This is a genomic window from Synechococcus sp. N26, assembly GCF_900473975.1.
Lineage (GTDB): Bacteria > Cyanobacteriota > Cyanobacteriia > PCC-6307 > Cyanobiaceae > Parasynechococcus.
The window spans coordinates 164,094-179,399 of the sequence record NZ_UCNM01000002.1 but is presented as its reverse complement, the minus strand read 5'-3'; the positions used below and the strand labels follow the sequence as shown (position 1 = coordinate 179,399).

The window sequence follows — 15,306 nt, the reverse complement described above, 5'->3', positions numbered from 1 at the left end:
TGATCGGCACGCTTTTGTTGTGGAACTGGAGAGGAGCTGCTGGTGACGGATGCGGTGGTCGTGTTGGAGCAGCGCCTTCAGAAAAGCAGTGCCACGGCCACTCTGCAGTTGCCGTTAACGGCCGAAGAGCGCACGGTGCTGCGGGGCCGTCGCACCACCTCCTGCGGTCGTCCGGTGCTTCTGCAGTTGCCCCGTGAGGGTTCTCTCCAGCCCGGTGACTTTTTGGGGGATGAGTCCGGCTCGACCGTTGTGGAGGTGACGGCAGCGCCGGAGGCGTTGCTGCGGGTGCAGGGATCGCATCCCCTGGAGCTGTTGCAGGCGGCTTATCACCTGGGCAATCGCCATGTCGCCCTGGAGCTGCATGAGCAGGAGCTGTTGCTGCCGGAGGATTCCGTTCTCGCCACGATGCTGGAAGGCCGTGGATTGACGGTGAGCCGCTGTCTGCAGCCGTTTGCCCCCGAAGGCGGTGCCTATGGAGGCCATCAGCACGGATGACGTCCCTTGCGTTGCTGCAACTGGTCAGCCCTGCCCTGCCCGTGGGTGCCTTCAGCTATTCAGAGGGGCTGGAGGTGGTGATTCAGGCGGGCTCCATCGCCGATGAGCAGGCCATCCAGGCTTGGTTGGAGGCTGAACTGCAACGGGGCGTGGTGCGGCTGGAAGCCGCGGCATTAGGGCCTCTGGCGGAGGCTTTGTTGGGGTGGTCCACCCAGGCCGATGCGGCGGCCAAGGGGCGCCTGATCGATCTTGATGGTTGGCTGATGGCCACCCGCGAGGCCGCGGAGTTGCGAGCGCAGCAGCGTCAGATGGGGATGTCGCTGCTGCAGTTGATGTCGGATATGGGGCACGACCTGCCTGAACCTGTGGCCCTGAGCTGGCCAGCGGCCTGGGCCTGGGCCGCTGTGCGCTTGTCGGTTTCAGAGGGAGACATGGTGGAGGGGTACCTCTACGGCTGGGTTGCCAATCAGCTCAGTGCCTCGGTGCGGCTGCTGCCGTTGGGTCCCTCCCGAGCGCAGGTGCTGCAACAGCGGCTGCTGCCGCTGATTGCCTCCCAAGCGCAGCAGCTCCAGGCGGCCGATCCCAAGCAGCTCTGGAGCAGCGGTGTGGGTGCGGGCATGGCGCAGCTTGCCCATGCTGAGCTGTATTCACGCCTGTTTCGAAGCTGATGAGCAGCAAACTGCGCCTGGGGGTGGCGGGCCCTGTGGGATCCGGCAAGACCGCACTGGTGGAGGCCCTCTGTCGCCGCTTGCGCGACGAGCTCCAGCTCGCGGTGGTCACCAACGACATCTACACCCAGGAGGATGCCCAGTTCCTCACCCGTGCGGGTGCCCTGGATCCAGAGCGGATCCGTGGCGTGGAGACCGGTGGTTGCCCTCACACGGCGATCCGCGAAGACTGCTCGATCAACAGAGCTGCCGTGGCGGAGCTGGAGACGCAGTTTCCGAATCTCGATCTTGTTCTGGTGGAGAGCGGCGGCGACAACCTGGCGGCGAGCTTCAGTCCGGAACTGGTGGATCTCTGCATCTACGTGATTGATGTGGCGGCCGGCGACAAGATCCCCCGTAAAGGAGGCCCTGGCATCACCCGCTCTGACCTGCTGGTGATCAACAAGATTGATCTGGCTCCCCAGGTTGGTGCCGACCTTTCAGTGATGGAACAGGACACCCGGCGGATGCGGGGAGACCGGCCTTGGTGTTTCACCAATCTCCACAGCGGCGAAGGCCTGGAGCAGGTCGTGGAGTTCCTGTTGCAACAGCTACCAAAATCATGAAAACACAAGCTTTTGAGGGCAAAAGTGTTCCCGTTGTTACGTTTCAAATCCCCACCTGTAGCGATGGTCGAATTTCAGGACGTTTCGCGCGTCCAAGCTTTTAAGTGCCCTCTCATTCCATGAGCACCCCTCTCTCCAAGCGCCTTTTCGCCGGCATGGCCGCGGCTTCGCTGGGTCTTGCCGTGACCGCATGCGGTGGCGGTGACAAGGCTGCCAACGTTGACTACGACGACAGCGTCACCGTCGGCATCCTGCACTCGCTGACCGGCACCATGGCCATCTCCGAGTCCACCCTGGTGGACACCGAGAAAATGGCGATCGATGAGATCAACGCCGCCGGTGGCGTTGAAGTTGATGGCAAGAAGTACAAGATCGAGTACATCGTCGAGGACGGTGCCTCCGATTGGCCCACCTTCGCTGAGAAGTCCAAGAAGCTGATCGACCAGGACCAGGTGCCCGTGGTTTTCGGTGGCTGGACCTCCGCCAGCCGCAAGGCGATGCTGCCTGTGTACGAGTCGAAGAACGCTTTCCTCTACTACCCGATTCAATACGAGGGTCAGGAGTGTTCCAACAACATCTTCTACACCGGTGCCACTCCGAACCAGCAGTCGGAGCCTGCCACCAAGTTCATGTATGAGAAGTCGCCTGCCGCTGGCAAGCCCTTCTTCCTCGTGGGTTCGGACTACGTCTTCCCCCGCACCTCCAACACCATCACCAAGGAACAGCTCAAGTCCCTGGGTGGCGAAGTGGTCGGTGAGGACTACCTGCCCCTGGGCAACACCGAGGTTGCTCCGATCATCGCCAAGATCAAGAAGGCCCTGCCTGACGGCGGTGTGATCATCAACACCCTGAATGGTGACCAGAACGTCGCCTTCTTCAAGCAGATCCAGGACGCCGGCATCACCCCCGATAACGGCTACTACGTGATGAGCTACTCCATCGCGGAAGAGGAGATCAGCACCATCGGTTCTGAGTTCCTTGAGGGCCACTACGGCGCTTGGAACTACATGATGTCGATCGACACCCCGGCCTCCAAGAAGTTCGCTGCTGACTTCAAGGCCAAGTACGGCGCCGACCGCCAGGTCGCTGACCCTCAGGAGTCGGCCTACAACATGGTCTACCTGTGGAAGAAGGCTGTCGAGAAGGCCAACAGCTTCGACGACGACAAGGTGCGTGAGGCCCTGGTCGGCATCGAGTTTGACGCTCCTCAGGGACCTGTGAAGGTGATGCCCAACCACCACCTCTCCCAGACCGTGCGCATCGGCCAGATCACCGCTGACGGCCAGTTCGAGATCCTCGAATCCACCGATGGCCCCGTGGCTCCTCAGGCCTGGAACCAGTTCGAGCCCAGCTCCAAGGGCTTCGCTTGCGACTGGACCGACGCCGCCAAGGGCGAGAAGTACAAGCTCTGATCTTCTGATCACAGCCTGATTGCTCTTCAGGGAGGAGCCCGGTGACGGGCTCCTCCTTTCGTCGTTTCATTGAACGCTTCGTTTCACACGTCTGTGCAACTGCTTCTCGAAAGCCTGTTCAACGGTGTCGCCATCGGCTCGGTGCTGCTGATGGCCGCCCTCGGACTGGCCATTGTCTTCGGCCTCATGGGCGTGATCAACCTCGCCCATGGTGAGCTGATCATGCTTGGGGCCTACACCACTTACGTGGTGCAGCTGATCTTCAAGCTGCCTGCGCTGCAGCCGGTTTACAACGCCTACGTGCTTGTGGCGCTTCCCCTGGCTTTCATCGTCAGCGGTGTGGTCGGCATCCTGCTGGAACGTACCGTGATTCGCCGGCTCTACGGCAACCCGCTGGAGACCCTGCTCGCGACCTGGGGCGTCAGCTTGATTCTTCAGCAGTTCGTGCGGAGTGTTGCCCTGGCCCACGCCGCCGGCCTGATCCTTGCGCTGGTGCTGGGCTTTGGCCTGCCGCTGCTGCTTCCCTCCTCTCTCCTCTCTGGACCTCGAGCTCGCTTGGTGCGTGCGGGGAGTTGGGCTGTTTCAGCCCTGGGCGGTGTGCTGCTGGCCGGTGGCCTGGCCTCACAAATCAGTCGCATCGCCAGGGCCACCTCCCGCAATGTGGATGTGACGGCACCCAAATGGATGCGCGGCGGGATCGAATTCATGGATATCACCTTTCCTGTTCCGCGCCTGGTGATCATCGTGATCACCATCGTTGCGGTGGTTGGGGTGACGTGGTTCCTCAACAAAAGCGTGTGGGGAATGCGCATTCGTGCCGTCACCCAGAACCGTTCGATGAGTGATTGCCTTGGCATTCCCACCGACACCGTTGACGTGCTCACCTTTGGCATCGGCTCCGGTTTGGCCGGTGTGGCGGGGGTTGCTGTTTCCCTGCTGGGTTCGGTGGGCCCCAACGTGGGCGGGTCCTACATCGTGGGCTGCTTCATGGTGGTGGTGCTCGGTGGCGTCGGAAACCTCTTGGGCACCGTGCTCGCGTCCTTTGCCATTGGCCTGCTCACCGACCTGATCGGTGCTGGACGTCTGCTGACGATCTGGCCTGATATGCCGGCCCCCCTGGCCGGTGCGGTGAATTTCTTCGCCACCACGAGCATGGCCCAGGTGATGGTGTTCGCTCTGATCGTGGTGTTCCTTCAATTCCGTCCCGCGGGTCTGTTCCCGCAAAAAGGACGCATGGTGGAGGCCTGATCTGATGTTCCAAGCCTTTCAACAACGCCGTTGGCCCTTGATCATCCTTTGGGTGGTGATCGTTGCGGCCATCGTTGCCGCGCCCGCTGTTTTGCCGGTGTTTCGGCTGAATCTGTTGGGTCGCTTCCTCTCTTTGGCGATCGTTGCCCTGGGCATCGACTTGATCTGGGGCTTCACCGGTTTGCTCAGCCTTGGCCAGGGCATCTTTTTTGCCCTCGGCGGCTACGGCGTGGCGATGTACCTGCAGCTCAACAGCTCGGGTGATCTGCCCAACGGCATTCCCGAGTTCTTCAGCCTGTATGGCGTGGATCGGTTGCCCGCCTTCTGGGAGCCGTTCCATTCCCCGCTGTTCACCTTGGTGGCGATCTGGCTGGTTCCAGCCGTGCTGGCTGCCGTGCTCGGCAACCTGGTGTTCCGTAACCGGATCAAGGGGGTCTATTTCTCGATCCTCACCCAGGCGGCTCTGCTTGTTTTCTTCAATTTCTTCAACGGCCAGCAGAAGCTGATCAACGGCACCAACGGTCTTAAAACCGATGTGACCCAGCTGTTCGGCCAGATGGTGGGTTCCCCGGAGATGCAGCGGGGATTCTTCTGGTTGACCTCTGTGGTGGTGATCCTGGCCTGGCTGTTTCTGCGCTGGGTGGTGCGGGGCCGGTTTGGAGACGTTTTGATCGCTATTCGCGATGACGAACCCCGGCTGCGCTTTGCCGGTTACAACCCCACCCTTTTCAAGACGATCGTCTTCGCCATCGCTGGTGGTTTGGCAGGCATCGGTGGTGCGCTTTACACCGTTCAGTCGGGCATCGTTTCGCCGCAGTACATGACCGTTCCCTTCTCGATTGAGATGGTGATCTGGGTTGCTGTGGGTGGTCGAGGCACGCTCGTGGGAGCGATCCTTGGCGCTGTGGCTATCAACTACGCCAAGAGTTTGGTGAGCGAAGCTCTCCCCCAAAGTTGGCTGTTCATCCAAGGGGGCCTGTTCATCCTCGTGGTGACGGCCTTGCCGGAGGGCGTCATTGGCTGGTTCCGAGGCGATGGCCCTCGCAACTGGCTCAACCGATTCGGCATTGCCCGTCGGAGTGAGACCTATCCACGTCTCGATCTTGAAGGTCAGGAAGAGGTTCAGTCATGAGCACGGCTTTATTGGAGTTGCGCCAAATCACCGTCAGTTTTGATGGCTTTTTGGCGTTGCGCGATCTCAACCTCAGCCTTCAGCCTGGGGAGCTGCGCGCAGTGATCGGCCCGAATGGCGCCGGCAAGACCACGTTCCTGGATGTGATCACTGGCAAGACCGCTCCCACGGAAGGGGATGTGGTCTTCAAAGGACGCTCCCTAGTGGGAACGCGCGAGCACCGCATCGCGCGCTTTGGCATCGGCCGCAAGTTTCAGAGCCCTCGTGTTTTCGAGAAGCTCAGCGTTCAGGAGAACTTGGCTTTAGCGGTCAGCCAGCCGAAGCAGCCTTGGTCATTGCTGGTGGGGGGCCTGAATGGGGAGCAGCGCGATCGTGTTCATCACTTGATGAGCATCGTCAATCTGCAGAACCGTGCCGATTGGGCAGCTGGGTCGTTGTCCCACGGTCAGAAACAGTGGCTTGAGATCGCCATGCTTGTGGGTCAGGATCCCGACCTGTTGCTGGTGGACGAGCCGGTGGCTGGGCTCACGGATGAGGAGACCGATCTGACGGCGGATCTGCTCAAGTCGTTGGCCGGGGATCACACCGTGCTGGTGATTGAGCACGACATGGAATTCATACGGCGACTTGAAAGTCCGGTGACGGTGCTGCACCAGGGCCATGTCCTCTGTGAGGGCACGATGGATCAGGTGCAGGCCGATCCCCGGGTGATTGAGGTTTATCTCGGCACCACTGAGGAGGAGAACCAATGACGAACCTGCTGGAGATCCAAGGCCTCAACACCTTTTACGGCGAAAGTCACATTCTTCGGGATGTTGATCTCAGCGTGAAATCGGGGGAGATGGTTTGTCTGATCGGCCGCAATGGTGTGGGTAAAACCACCCTGTTGAAATCGCTGATCGGTCTGTTGCGCCCCCGCTCCGGAACCATGGCGTTCGACGGTGCTCAATTGGATCGTCAGGCACCGCATCAGCGGGCTCGGGCCGGGATTGGTTATGTGCCGCAAGGTCGCGAGATCATCCCCCAGCTCACGGTGGAAGAAAACTTGCTTTTGGGGATGGAGGCGTTGCCGGGTGGATTGGCCCGGCATCGCCACATTGATCCATTTGTGTATGAGCTGTTTCCGATCCTTCAGGAGTTTCTACCGCGTAAGGGCGGTGATTTGAGTGGGGGTCAGCAACAACAATTGGCCATCGCCCGTGCGTTGCTTGGCAAGCCAAAGTTGCTGCTGTTGGATGAGCCCACGGAGGGCATTCAGCCCAACATTGTTCAGGATATTGAAGCGGCTGTTCGGCGGATCATTGCCGACACCGGGATCGGGGTGTTGCTGGTGGAGCAACATCTCCACTTCGTTCGCCAGGCTGATCGCTATTACGCGATGCAGCGGGGCGGCATTGTTGCCAGTGGCTCAACCAGTGAACTCAGCCAGACGGTTGTTGATCAGTTCCTGAGCGTGTAGATCTTCGCTCGTGATGGCTTCTTCTGGGTCAGTTCAGCTGGCCCAGATTGATTCTGTTGCAGGCTCTTCATTCATGGCGTAATCGCTCACGTCGGCACGCACATGCAGCATCTGCCCTGTCATCGACATTTTCCAGATTTCCAGGCGCGCATCCTCGGGGGCTTCGAACCAAAAGACCTCTGTGGGCATCACCACCTTCTCTCGGTAGAAGTGGTCAGCACCAATGCATTTCACGATCACCATTCGGCTGGTGTCGTTTTGATAAACACACTCAATCATCTTGAGCATCTGGAATGATGCCAATCTCGTGGTCTTAAGACAAGAGGAGTGTTTGATTGGTCACCGAATCAGCACGCCTTTAGATTTGATACAGATGAGTTGATACAGAGTTGGTCGATTGTGTATCGACCGTCACGATTTTGCTCTGGGCTTTGAGAAGTAAGCTCCCACTAGCGTTTTGAAGATCGCACAGAGTGGCTCTTTCGTTTCAGCTGAAACAATTCTTTTTCGCCGCTTTTTGCATGATTGCTTTGTCGATCATGGGGATTGCAGAATGGAGAAAGAAATCGGTTTGAGTGTTTCTCAGCAATTCGATGTTGAGCGGATGAATCGCGCGATCGAATCAACAATCGATCCACAGCAGCTGCAGGTTTTGGCCAAGCAATTGCTTCAGGCGTGGCATTCCCAGCGCGCTGCAACAGTTTGGATCACGCGAGAGCGGGAGCAGCTGGGCTGAGGCTCAATGCGTTGGCTTCAAGCAGCGAGTTCAGAGGCGATGCGTTGCGGGTTGTGATTCGGCCGTTTCAGGGATGTGCGATCTGCCTGCCCTGCTGCGGCCAGATCAGCTTGAAGGGCTGAATTGCAACTGCGCAGTCGCGACCAGCTGGGCAGCTGATGGGCAATCGGCGCCTGCATCAGTTTGGCCAGGCCGGGTCGCAGCAGGCCCGCGAAGTTTTGAACCGCCAGTTCTTCGCCATGGCGGTCGTAAGGCAACCGATTGATGGCTGAGTCAAGGCCGAACTGCCTTACGCGATCCTCACCAACCCGCCGATACAGCACCTCAAGGGTCGGCAGTTGATCCATCGACATCACGCAACCTTCGTGTTCCATCAGGCCGCGCAACACCGTGCCGAAAATTTCGCCCGCCATGCGCTGCAGGCCTTCGCTGGGTTGTTGGCCCAGCTCCTTGTGTTTGTGGTCGAACAACCCCAGATCCACTTGAGCGATTCGGCTGGAGGCCACATGGCGATACACCTCAGACAGCAGGCCCACCTCCAGCCCCCAGTCCGATGGAATGCGCAGATTCATCGCCAAATCGGTGGTGAAGGCGAATTCACCAGCCAGGGGATAGCGGAAGGATTGCAGGTAAGACAGGTAGGGCAGAGGTCCGAAAATCTGCTCCAGGCTGGCCAGCAGTGGGCCAACAAACAGACGGGTGGCTCGGCCCTGAAGCGCTTGGGTTTCGAGGGAAAGGCGGCTGTAGAACGCCTTCACGTAGGCAATGCCGTGGGACCGATCCAGCAGGGGGCGGAGCATGCGCTCTGGATACGCCGATCCAAAGGTTCTGATGTCGGCATCGAACAGGCCAACAACTTCAGCGTTCTGGCAGGCCACCCCGAGCCCCTGCCAGACGGCCCAGCCCTTGCCTGGTGGTCCGGTCACGTCGAGCCCCAGTTCGCCGACGGATTCGAGCAACTCCCGCACGGCGGGGCCGTTGGTCCAGTGCACCCGAACGGAGAAGGGCATCCCTTCGAAAAATTTTTCCGCCGCTTTGACGTCCTCGGCGCTCGTGGCTGCCAATGCCACCACCAGTTCGTTGAGTCCCTTCAGGCCCGAAAGTGTGTCGCGAATCAGGCCGAGGGCCGGGCGGCTGAATTCCTCCATCAGGCAGGGGATCAGCAGGGTTGTGGGTCGCTGACTCAGCTCCCGGTTGAAGGCAACCGCATCGAGATTGCCCAAGCTGTAGTCATGGACGGTGCTGATCAGGCCCTGCTGAAAATCCATGTGGTGTTCGATGCAACAACAGAGGTCAGAGTCCTGCCCCATACCTGAAAGATCTGGAGGAGGAAGGTGATGCAGCCCCCGCGCGACGAGACGCTGCGGACCCTGCTTGGCGATCTGTACCCGCATGATTCTTCCGGGGATGGCAAGGAGTTGTCGTCGCAATTGCTGCAGATCTTGAGCCAATCGTCAGGAGATGGCGATATGGCAGAACACATCGACCGCTGGGACGGTGGCGATGTGGTCTTGATCACCTACGCCGACACCATTGGTGAGCAGGGTTTTCCTGGGCTTCAGGCCTTGAAGACGTTTGTGAATCGCCATCTGCAGCCCTTCGCAGCTGTGATTCATGTGCTGCCGTTTCTTCAATCCACAAGTGATGGCGGTTTTGCGGTGGCAAGCCACACGACGCTTGAGCAGCGTTTCGGTGATTGGCATGATCTCGCCGCCTTGGCCCAGGGCCGACGGCTGATGGCCGATCTGGTTCTGAATCACGTGTCGGCCTCTCACCCCTGGGTGCAGCAGTTCATGCGGGATGAGAAGCCCGGCCGCTCCTGTGTGCTCGAGGCAGCCCCTGATGCCTGCTGGGCGGATGTGGTTCGTCCGCGCAGTTCCAATCTGTTCACGCAATTGAGGGGCCCCGTTGGTGCGCGTCAGGTCTGGACCACCTTTGGACCCGATCAGGTGGATCTCAACTGGCGAAGTGCGGAGGTGCTGCTGGGCTTTGCCCGACTGATGCAACGCATGGCTCGGCATGGGGTGCGTTGGATCCGTCTGGATGCCGTGGGTTTTGTCTGGAAGGAACCCCACACCTCATGCATTCACCTGCCGCAGGCCCATCAACTGGTTCGGGTGCTGCGGCTGCTGCTCGATCAGGTGGGACCCGATGGCGTTGTGGTCACCGAGACCAATGTTCCGGAGCAGGAAAACCTCTCCTATCTGAGGAGCGGTGATGAAGCGCATCTCGCTTACAACTTTCCCCTGCCGCCTCTGCTGCTTGAGGCCAGCGTCAGTGGTCGGGCCGATCTGCTCAATGCCTGGCTGAGTCATTGGCCCGACTTGCCGCCGCAAACGGGGTTGCTCAATTTCACTGCCTGTCATGACGGCATCGGTTTACGGCCGTTGGAGGGCCTGATGCCCCAGAAGCGCTTGCTGCAGCTATTGATCGGCTGTGAGCAACGGGGTGGACTGGTCAGCCACAGGATGCTCAGTTCCGGTGAGGAGGTTCCCTACGAGATCAACATCAGTTGGTGGAGTGCCATGGCGGATGGGGGGATTGATCCCACGTATCTCCAACGGGAGCGCTTCCTGCTCACCCAACTGTTGATCCTGGCCTTGCCAGGGGTCCCCGCTTTCTATCTGCCGGCGTTGTTGGCGGCTCCCAATGATCTGACCCGCTTTCGTCGCACGGGCCATCGCCGGGATCTGAATCGGCCCCAGTTCACGGCTCAGGCCCTGGAGCGCCGCCTGGCGGATCCCGATTCAGATGTCTCTGCGCTGTTGCCGGCGCTGCGGCGGGCTCTGGCCGAACGGGCTGTTCATCCGGCCTTCCACCCGGATGCCCCGATGACGGTTCTGAGTGCGGACCGGAGTGATTGCGTCATCCTGCGGCGCTCCCGTGGGGGGGGAACGCTGGTGGCTGTTCACAACATCACGGCGGCGCGCCTCAGCTTTCGCCTCAGTGGCTTGGGTGGTGATCTGAACCAGCCCTGGGCCGATTGCCTGAGCGGTCATGTGTTCGAACCACATCAGTCGCATTCGCTAGAGCCTTATGCGGTGCATTGGTTGGTTCAGCCATGACCGCGAGTGTCGAGCCGGCGTGGTGGGTGGTGACTGATCTCGACGGCACCTTGCTGGATCACAGCTACGACTGGTCGCCGGCCAAGGATCTGATCCATCAGCTGCAACAGCACCGGATTCCGGTGATTCCCTGCACCAGCAAAACGGCCGAGGAAGTGCGCGGCTTTCGCGCCGAGGCGGGGCTGCATGACCCTTACATCGTTGAAAACGGTGGCGCCGTGCATGGGGAAACTCCGGAAGGGGAACCCTGGGAGCTGCCGTTGGGTCCGGATTGGACGGCGCTGAAACCTCAGTTGCAGCGACTTCAGGCCGAGTTGGGTGAGCCCCTGCGTCCGTTGGATGAACTCAGTGAGGCGGAAGGGCAGCAGTTGTTGGGGCTTGGTGGTGAAGCCTTGCGCCAGGCGCAGCGGCGCTGCTGCAGCGTGCCTTTTGTGCCGCCTTCGGCAGAGGGGCGTCGCCGGCTTGAGGCCCTGGTCCAGCGGATGGGCCTGACTGTGGTGAAGGGCAACCGCATGGGTCACCTGCTGGGCCCAGACATCAGCAAAGGCAAGGCGCTGGCCACCCTCAAGCGACATCTGGGTGCTGAGCAGGTGAAGGTTTTGGCCTTGGGGGATTCCCCCAACGATCTGCCGTTGCTCGAGGTGGCCGATATTGCTGTTGTGGTGCCCGGGCCCGATGGCCCCCATCCCGAGTTGCGTTCCGGGATCGCTGCCGGGCGTTTCCAGCTGGCGGCAGCCCCCCATGCCCATGGCTGGGACGAGGCTGTGCGCCGGATTCTTCGCATCTAGGCCATCGCTGGACCCTGGCTCAATCCAGCAAGGATTGCCAGAGCTCCACTGCAGCAGTGGTTGCCGCCATGGGCTGACCGTTGTGGGATGCGATCGGTCGACAGCTGAGGCTGTTGATTAGAACGGCCTGATCGTCGGCATCGAAAGTGGCCGCGAGCTCGGTTTCCACCGCGATGCCCTGGGCCAGTGCACGGCCCCGCATCACCCCCGGGAGGCAGCCGCTGTTGAGGGGCGGTGTCAGCCACTGTCCGCGACGCCGGACCAGCAGATTCGCCGCTGTTCCGCAGCACAGGGCTCCAGCCGTGTTCAAGAGCAGAGCATCGTCAGCCCCTTGGTCCTGGGCTTCCCTGCGGGCTTGGATCGATTGCCCGTAGGCAAAGGTCTTGCAACAGCTCAAGCGGCTGGAGGCGTTGCGGCGCTCATGCCGACTGGTGATGGTGCTGACGGCTGAAAATGTTGGTGTGGTGGCCTGGAGCGTGAGCCAAAAGCGGTGGTGCCCTGGGGCCGGCAGTCCGATTCCGCGCTGAGGTGAGCTGCCTCGGCTCCAGTTGAGGCGCAGGGCTCCATCGGCTTCGCTCAGCTGGCTGCGTTGAATCGCGTCTTCAATCAGAGGCTCAAGCGCGTCTCGCTGCGGTGGTGGGTCCATGCCCAGCAGAGCTGCACTGTCGCTCCAGCGCTGCAGGTGCTCCTGCAGGAGTTGCGGCGCACCGTTGCGGATCAGCACCGTTTCAAAGAGGCCATCGGCCAGGAGCAGGGCGCGGTCGTTGAGGGGAAGCTGCAGGCTTGCTGCTGTTCCCCACTGACCCTCGATCCAGGCGATAGCGGTGCTCATGCCAGCGCCTCCAGCAAGGGCTGCAGTTTCCACATCAACTCCTCTGCTTCGCCAAGGGGATCCGAGTCGGCGACGATTCCGCAGCCGGCATGGGCCCGCAGGGTGTCGCCTTGGCGCAGTAAGGATCGGATCAAGATGTTGCTGTCGAAGCTGCCATCCCAGTCAACCCGCAGCAGTGATCCGCAGTAAGGCCCTCGGCTGGTGGGCTCGAGCTCATGCAGACGTTGGCAGGCCCGCAGTTTCGGCGCCCCGCTGATCGACCCCCCAGGCCAACTGGCTTCCAGAAGATCGACCCAGCTCAATCCGGCCTGAAGTTGTCCCTCCACGACTGAGGTGAGGTGATGTACGGAGGCATAACTTTCGAGACCCACCAGTTGGGGAACCTGAATCGAACCCGGCTGGCAGGCACGACCGAGGTCGTTACGCAGCAGGTCGACGATCATCACGTTCTCGGCCCGGTCCTTGTCGCTGCACACGAGTTCCGCGGCGAGATTTGCATCCTGTTCGGGGTCGCCATGGCGCGGCCTGGTGCCTTTGATCGGCCGGGTTTGTACAGCTCCATCAGCACTCACCTGCAGAAAACGCTCCGGAGACGATGACAGCAACGCCTCGTTCTGGTCGCTGATGATCAGCCCTGCGAAGGGGGCAGGACAGGCCTGCCTCAGGGTGAGAAACAGCTCGAGGGCACTGCCTCCCTGGGGCCAAGCTGTGCTGCAACAGGCCGTGAGATTGGCTTGGAAGAGATCACCTGCAGCGATCAGATCACGGATGCGCTGCACTCCTGCGGCGTACTGCTCGGGTGTGGTGTGGTGACTCCAGGCCGTTAGGGGGATTGATGGGGGCTCGTCGTTGGGCTGCTCAGGGCTGGAGGCCAGTTGTTGGGTGAGGCGTTCCAAAGCAGCCGTGCTGCTGGCTTCGATCCACAGCCTGCGCTTTTGCAGATCAAAGCGAAGCACCGGATCGTGGCGGGCGATCCAAAGCGTGGCCATGCCGTCGCTGGCCCAGGGGTTTCCCGGTTCCACCCAGGCGGCGGCTTCATAGCTCAGCCAGCCGCACCAATGCCCTGGGGCAAGCCCCCGCAGTGCCTCGAAGGGATTGCTTGCTCCGGGCTCTCCAGGGAGACCGCGGCAGCAGATGATCTCCTGGGGTGCCACCGCCAGGGTGGCCCATCGGCCCAGGTTGCTGCCGTCGCCATCCAGCCAGACCAGTCCTTCTTCGCCGTAGGCATGGGCCAGTTGGTGCGCGAGCGCTTGGGGCTCCTGCCAGGGCAGTTCAAGCCGTTGGGGGCGGATCATGCCGCTGTTGAACTGCAGAGGTCAGGCCGGCCGGCCTCGCGGAGCGCTGCATCACGGATGCGGCAGCTGTCGCAGACGCCGCAGGGGTGCGTGCCGCCGCTATAGCAACTCCAGGTTGTTTCGATCGGAACACCCAGGCGAAGGGCTTCCTCAACGATGCGTAGCTTGCTCCACTGCACAAGCGGTGCCCAGAGTTGGGCGCCATGGCCCTCCCGACCGGCTTTGCTGGCCAGGTCGGCCAGGGTCTGAAAGGCGTTGAGGTAGTCGGGCCGGCAGTCGGGATACCCCGAGTAATCGACAGCATTCACCCCCAGCACCAACCTCTCGGCTCCGCGGGCCTCAGCCAGGCTGAGGCCAATGGAGATGAACACGGTGTTGCGCCCGGGCACATAGGTGGGCGGAATGCGGCCTTCCTCCACGCCATCGGTGGGGATTGAGATGCTGGCGTCGGTGAGGGCTGAGCCCCCCCAGCTGGCCAGATTCACGCTGATGCAGTGATGCTCTGCCAACCCAAGCTGCTCAGCAACGGAAGCGGCGGCGTCCAATTCGCGGCGATGGCGCTGGCCGTAGTCAAAGGACAGGCCGATGACGCGGTCGCCCTGCTCAAGGGCAAGGGCCGCAGCAGTGGCGGAATCCAAACCTCCGGAGAGAAGCGCGATGGCAGTGCGTTGACTCATCTCAGAAGCGTGAGTTCGTGCAGGGCGCAGTAGTCCTGCTCATCCAGCTCGGTGCCCTTGGCTTGTTCGAGGAGGGACAGCAAACCGCTCAACCCCTGATCCTGGAGCCCAGCTGTGGTCGCCTCCTCCAGGAACAGGCGCAGGTCTTTGCGTAGCAGGGCGGTGCTGAAGTTGGGATCGGCGTAGCTGTGATCCAGCATCCGTTGCAGCTTCTTATCGAAGGTGGGGGCGTAGAGCGCAGACGGCCGCAGGATGGCCATGAACGTTTCCACAGGAACGCCGGCCTGCTGAATCAGTTGCAGGGAGAGGGAGAAGCTGTGGGTGAGGCTGGCGATCAACTGATTGAGGGCCAGCTTGGTGGCAGCGCCGCTGCCAACGGGGCCTACGAGCTGGGGCTCTTGGCAGAGATGAGAGAGGAGTGGCCGTTGTGCTTCGAAGACCTGCTCTTCGCCGCCGGCCATCACCAGCAGCGATCCGTTCAGCGCCTGTGGTTTGCTGCCGAGCACCGGGGCTTCCAGATACCGCCCTCCTTGGTCCGCAACCTGTGTGGCGAGCTTGCGGCTTTCCTCCACTCCCATGGTTCCCATCGGGACCACCGTTGAGCTCTGCAGATCCCCAATCGTGCCGATCACGGATGCAGTGGCAGTCCCGTCACGCAAGACGGTGATCAAGACGCTGTTGTTTTTGCCGGCTTGCCCCAGATCGTCGATCGCTATTGCACCCTTCTCCACGAGCGAGGCGGTGCGGGAGGGGTCGCGATTCCAGACGTGGACGTTGAGACCCTGCCCCAGCAATCGCGTTGCGATCGCCGTTCCGAGGAGGCCTGTGCCCAGAACGGCCACTGAGGTCATGGGCTCAGGTGATCAAATTCTGCTCAACCTCAACGTAGTGGAG

General features: G+C 61.1%; 17 protein-coding genes. 11 read left to right on the top strand and 6 right to left on the bottom strand.

Going from position 1 to position 15,306, the window contains the following annotated elements; translation table 11 throughout:
- Positions 1–42: 42 nt before the first annotated feature.
- The 8 genes from ureE (at position 43) to urtE (ending at position 7,019) form a co-directional block, all read left to right on the top strand.
- On the top strand, positions 43–495 hold the full coding sequence (gene ureE / locus DXY33_RS00980) for an urease accessory protein UreE (protein WP_115131370.1): 453 nt from the start codon (positions 43–45) through the stop codon (positions 493–495).
- Positions 492–1,163, top strand: a complete 672-nt coding sequence (locus DXY33_RS00975; protein ID WP_115131369.1) for an urease accessory protein UreF — start codon at positions 492–494, stop codon at positions 1,161–1,163. Before ureE ends, DXY33_RS00975 begins: the two co-directional genes overlap by 4 nt.
- Entirely contained in the window at positions 1,163–1,768 is a 606-nt protein-coding gene (gene ureG / locus DXY33_RS00970) for an urease accessory protein UreG (protein WP_115131368.1), read from the top strand. The genes DXY33_RS00975 and ureG overlap by 1 nt, the downstream gene beginning before the upstream one ends.
- 119 nt (positions 1,769–1,887) lie before the next feature.
- On the top strand, positions 1,888–3,180 hold the full coding sequence (gene urtA, locus DXY33_RS00965) for an urea ABC transporter substrate-binding protein (RefSeq protein ID WP_115131367.1): 1,293 nt from the start codon (positions 1,888–1,890) through the stop codon (positions 3,178–3,180).
- 93 nt (positions 3,181–3,273) lie between these two features.
- On the top strand, positions 3,274–4,428 hold the full coding sequence (locus DXY33_RS00960) for a branched-chain amino acid ABC transporter permease (RefSeq protein WP_115131366.1): 1,155 nt from the start codon (positions 3,274–3,276) through the stop codon (positions 4,426–4,428).
- A 4-nt stretch (positions 4,429–4,432) separates the two neighbouring features.
- Positions 4,433–5,560 (top strand): urea ABC transporter permease subunit UrtC, encoded by a 1,128-nt coding sequence (gene urtC / locus DXY33_RS00955; protein WP_115131365.1) that lies wholly within the window; start codon positions 4,433–4,435, stop codon positions 5,558–5,560.
- Complete coding sequence (gene urtD / locus DXY33_RS00950; RefSeq protein WP_115131364.1) at positions 5,557–6,312, top strand: urea ABC transporter ATP-binding protein UrtD; 756 nt, start codon at positions 5,557–5,559, stop codon at positions 6,310–6,312. Before urtC ends, urtD begins: the two co-directional genes overlap by 4 nt.
- Entirely contained in the window at positions 6,309–7,019 is a 711-nt protein-coding gene (gene urtE / locus DXY33_RS00945; RefSeq protein WP_115009797.1) for an urea ABC transporter ATP-binding subunit UrtE, read from the top strand. Before urtD ends, urtE begins: the two co-directional genes overlap by 4 nt.
- 33 nt (positions 7,020–7,052) lie before the next feature.
- Here the strand turns inward: urtE and DXY33_RS00940 are convergent, their stop codons facing one another.
- Positions 7,053–7,307 (bottom strand): DUF1830 domain-containing protein, encoded by a 255-nt coding sequence (locus DXY33_RS00940; protein WP_115009798.1) that lies wholly within the window; start codon positions 7,305–7,307, stop codon positions 7,053–7,055.
- A gap of 169 nt (positions 7,308–7,476) precedes the next feature.
- Here DXY33_RS00940 and DXY33_RS00935 point away from each other — a divergent pair, with 169 nt between their 5' ends.
- The gene (locus DXY33_RS00935) at positions 7,477–7,755 is read left to right on the top strand and encodes a hypothetical protein (protein WP_371634539.1); all 279 of its coding nucleotides are present in this window, start codon (positions 7,477–7,479) and stop codon (positions 7,753–7,755) included.
- Between the two features lie 17 nt (positions 7,756–7,772).
- Here DXY33_RS00935 and DXY33_RS00930 read toward each other — a convergent pair whose 3' ends face one another.
- Positions 7,773–9,023: a glycosyl transferase gene (locus tag DXY33_RS00930; RefSeq protein WP_115131641.1), complete on the bottom strand. Its 1,251-nt coding sequence runs from the start codon at positions 9,021–9,023 to the stop codon at positions 7,773–7,775.
- A gap of 69 nt (positions 9,024–9,092) precedes the next feature.
- On the opposite strand from DXY33_RS00930, the gene DXY33_RS00925 reads away from it, so the two are divergent.
- Both DXY33_RS00925 and DXY33_RS00920 read left to right on the top strand, forming a co-directional pair.
- Positions 9,093–10,820 carry an alpha-amylase family glycosyl hydrolase gene (locus tag DXY33_RS00925; RefSeq protein ID WP_115131362.1) on the top strand — a complete coding sequence of 576 codons (1,728 nt, stop codon included), beginning with the start codon at positions 9,093–9,095 and terminating at the stop codon, positions 10,818–10,820.
- Positions 10,817–11,608 carry an HAD-IIB family hydrolase gene (locus DXY33_RS00920; protein ID WP_115131361.1) on the top strand — a complete coding sequence of 264 codons (792 nt, stop codon included), beginning with the start codon at positions 10,817–10,819 and terminating at the stop codon, positions 11,606–11,608. Before DXY33_RS00925 ends, DXY33_RS00920 begins: the two co-directional genes overlap by 4 nt.
- Positions 11,609–11,627: 19 nt before the next feature.
- On the opposite strand, the gene DXY33_RS00915 is transcribed toward DXY33_RS00920, so the two are convergent.
- From DXY33_RS00915 to DXY33_RS00900, 4 genes are read right to left on the bottom strand one after another with little or no spacing between them, the layout of a single operon-like run.
- The gene (locus tag DXY33_RS00915; protein WP_115131360.1) at positions 11,628–12,440 is read right to left on the bottom strand and encodes an aminotransferase class IV; all 813 of its coding nucleotides are present in this window, start codon (positions 12,438–12,440) and stop codon (positions 11,628–11,630) included.
- Positions 12,437–13,735 (bottom strand): anthranilate synthase component I family protein, encoded by a 1,299-nt coding sequence (locus DXY33_RS00910; RefSeq protein WP_115131359.1) that lies wholly within the window; start codon positions 13,733–13,735, stop codon positions 12,437–12,439. Before DXY33_RS00910 ends, DXY33_RS00915 begins: the two co-directional genes overlap by 4 nt.
- Positions 13,732–14,412, bottom strand: a complete 681-nt coding sequence (queC, locus tag DXY33_RS00905; protein ID WP_115131358.1) for a 7-cyano-7-deazaguanine synthase QueC — start codon at positions 14,410–14,412, stop codon at positions 13,732–13,734. The genes DXY33_RS00910 and queC overlap by 4 nt, the downstream gene beginning before the upstream one ends.
- A complete protein-coding gene (locus DXY33_RS00900) occupies positions 14,409–15,263 on the bottom strand; it encodes an NAD(P)-dependent oxidoreductase (protein ID WP_115131357.1) in 855 nt (284 codons plus the stop codon). Before DXY33_RS00900 ends, queC begins: the two co-directional genes overlap by 4 nt.
- Between the last annotated feature and the right edge of the window lie 43 nt (positions 15,264–15,306).

Coding starts and splice junctions, on each gene's coding strand:
- urtD (WP_115131364.1), top strand. CDS start 5,557: ATGAGCACGGCTTTATTGGAGTTGCGCCAAATCACCGTCAGTTTTGAT.
- DXY33_RS00920 (WP_115131361.1), top strand. CDS start 10,817: ATGACCGCGAGTGTCGAGCCGGCGTGGTGGGTGGTGACTGATCTCGAC.
- urtA (WP_115131367.1), top strand. CDS start 1,888: ATGAGCACCCCTCTCTCCAAGCGCCTTTTCGCCGGCATGGCCGCGGCT.
- urtC (WP_115131365.1), top strand. CDS start 4,433: ATGTTCCAAGCCTTTCAACAACGCCGTTGGCCCTTGATCATCCTTTGG.
- DXY33_RS00930 (WP_115131641.1), bottom strand. CDS start 9,023: ATGGATTTTCAGCAGGGCCTGATCAGCACCGTCCATGACTACAGCTTG.
- DXY33_RS00925 (WP_115131362.1), top strand. CDS start 9,093: ATGCAGCCCCCGCGCGACGAGACGCTGCGGACCCTGCTTGGCGATCTG.
- DXY33_RS00940 (WP_115009798.1), bottom strand. CDS start 7,307: ATGCTCAAGATGATTGAGTGTGTTTATCAAAACGACACCAGCCGAATG.
- ureG (WP_115131368.1), top strand. CDS start 1,163: ATGAGCAGCAAACTGCGCCTGGGGGTGGCGGGCCCTGTGGGATCCGGC.
- DXY33_RS00900 (WP_115131357.1), bottom strand. CDS start 15,263: ATGACCTCAGTGGCCGTTCTGGGCACAGGCCTCCTCGGAACGGCGATC.
- DXY33_RS00975 (WP_115131369.1), top strand. CDS start 492: ATGACGTCCCTTGCGTTGCTGCAACTGGTCAGCCCTGCCCTGCCCGTG.
- urtE (WP_115009797.1), top strand. CDS start 6,309: ATGACGAACCTGCTGGAGATCCAAGGCCTCAACACCTTTTACGGCGAA.
- DXY33_RS00910 (WP_115131359.1), bottom strand. CDS start 13,735: ATGATCCGCCCCCAACGGCTTGAACTGCCCTGGCAGGAGCCCCAAGCG.
- DXY33_RS00915 (WP_115131360.1), bottom strand. CDS start 12,440: ATGAGCACCGCTATCGCCTGGATCGAGGGTCAGTGGGGAACAGCAGCA.
- queC (WP_115131358.1), bottom strand. CDS start 14,412: ATGAGTCAACGCACTGCCATCGCGCTTCTCTCCGGAGGTTTGGATTCC.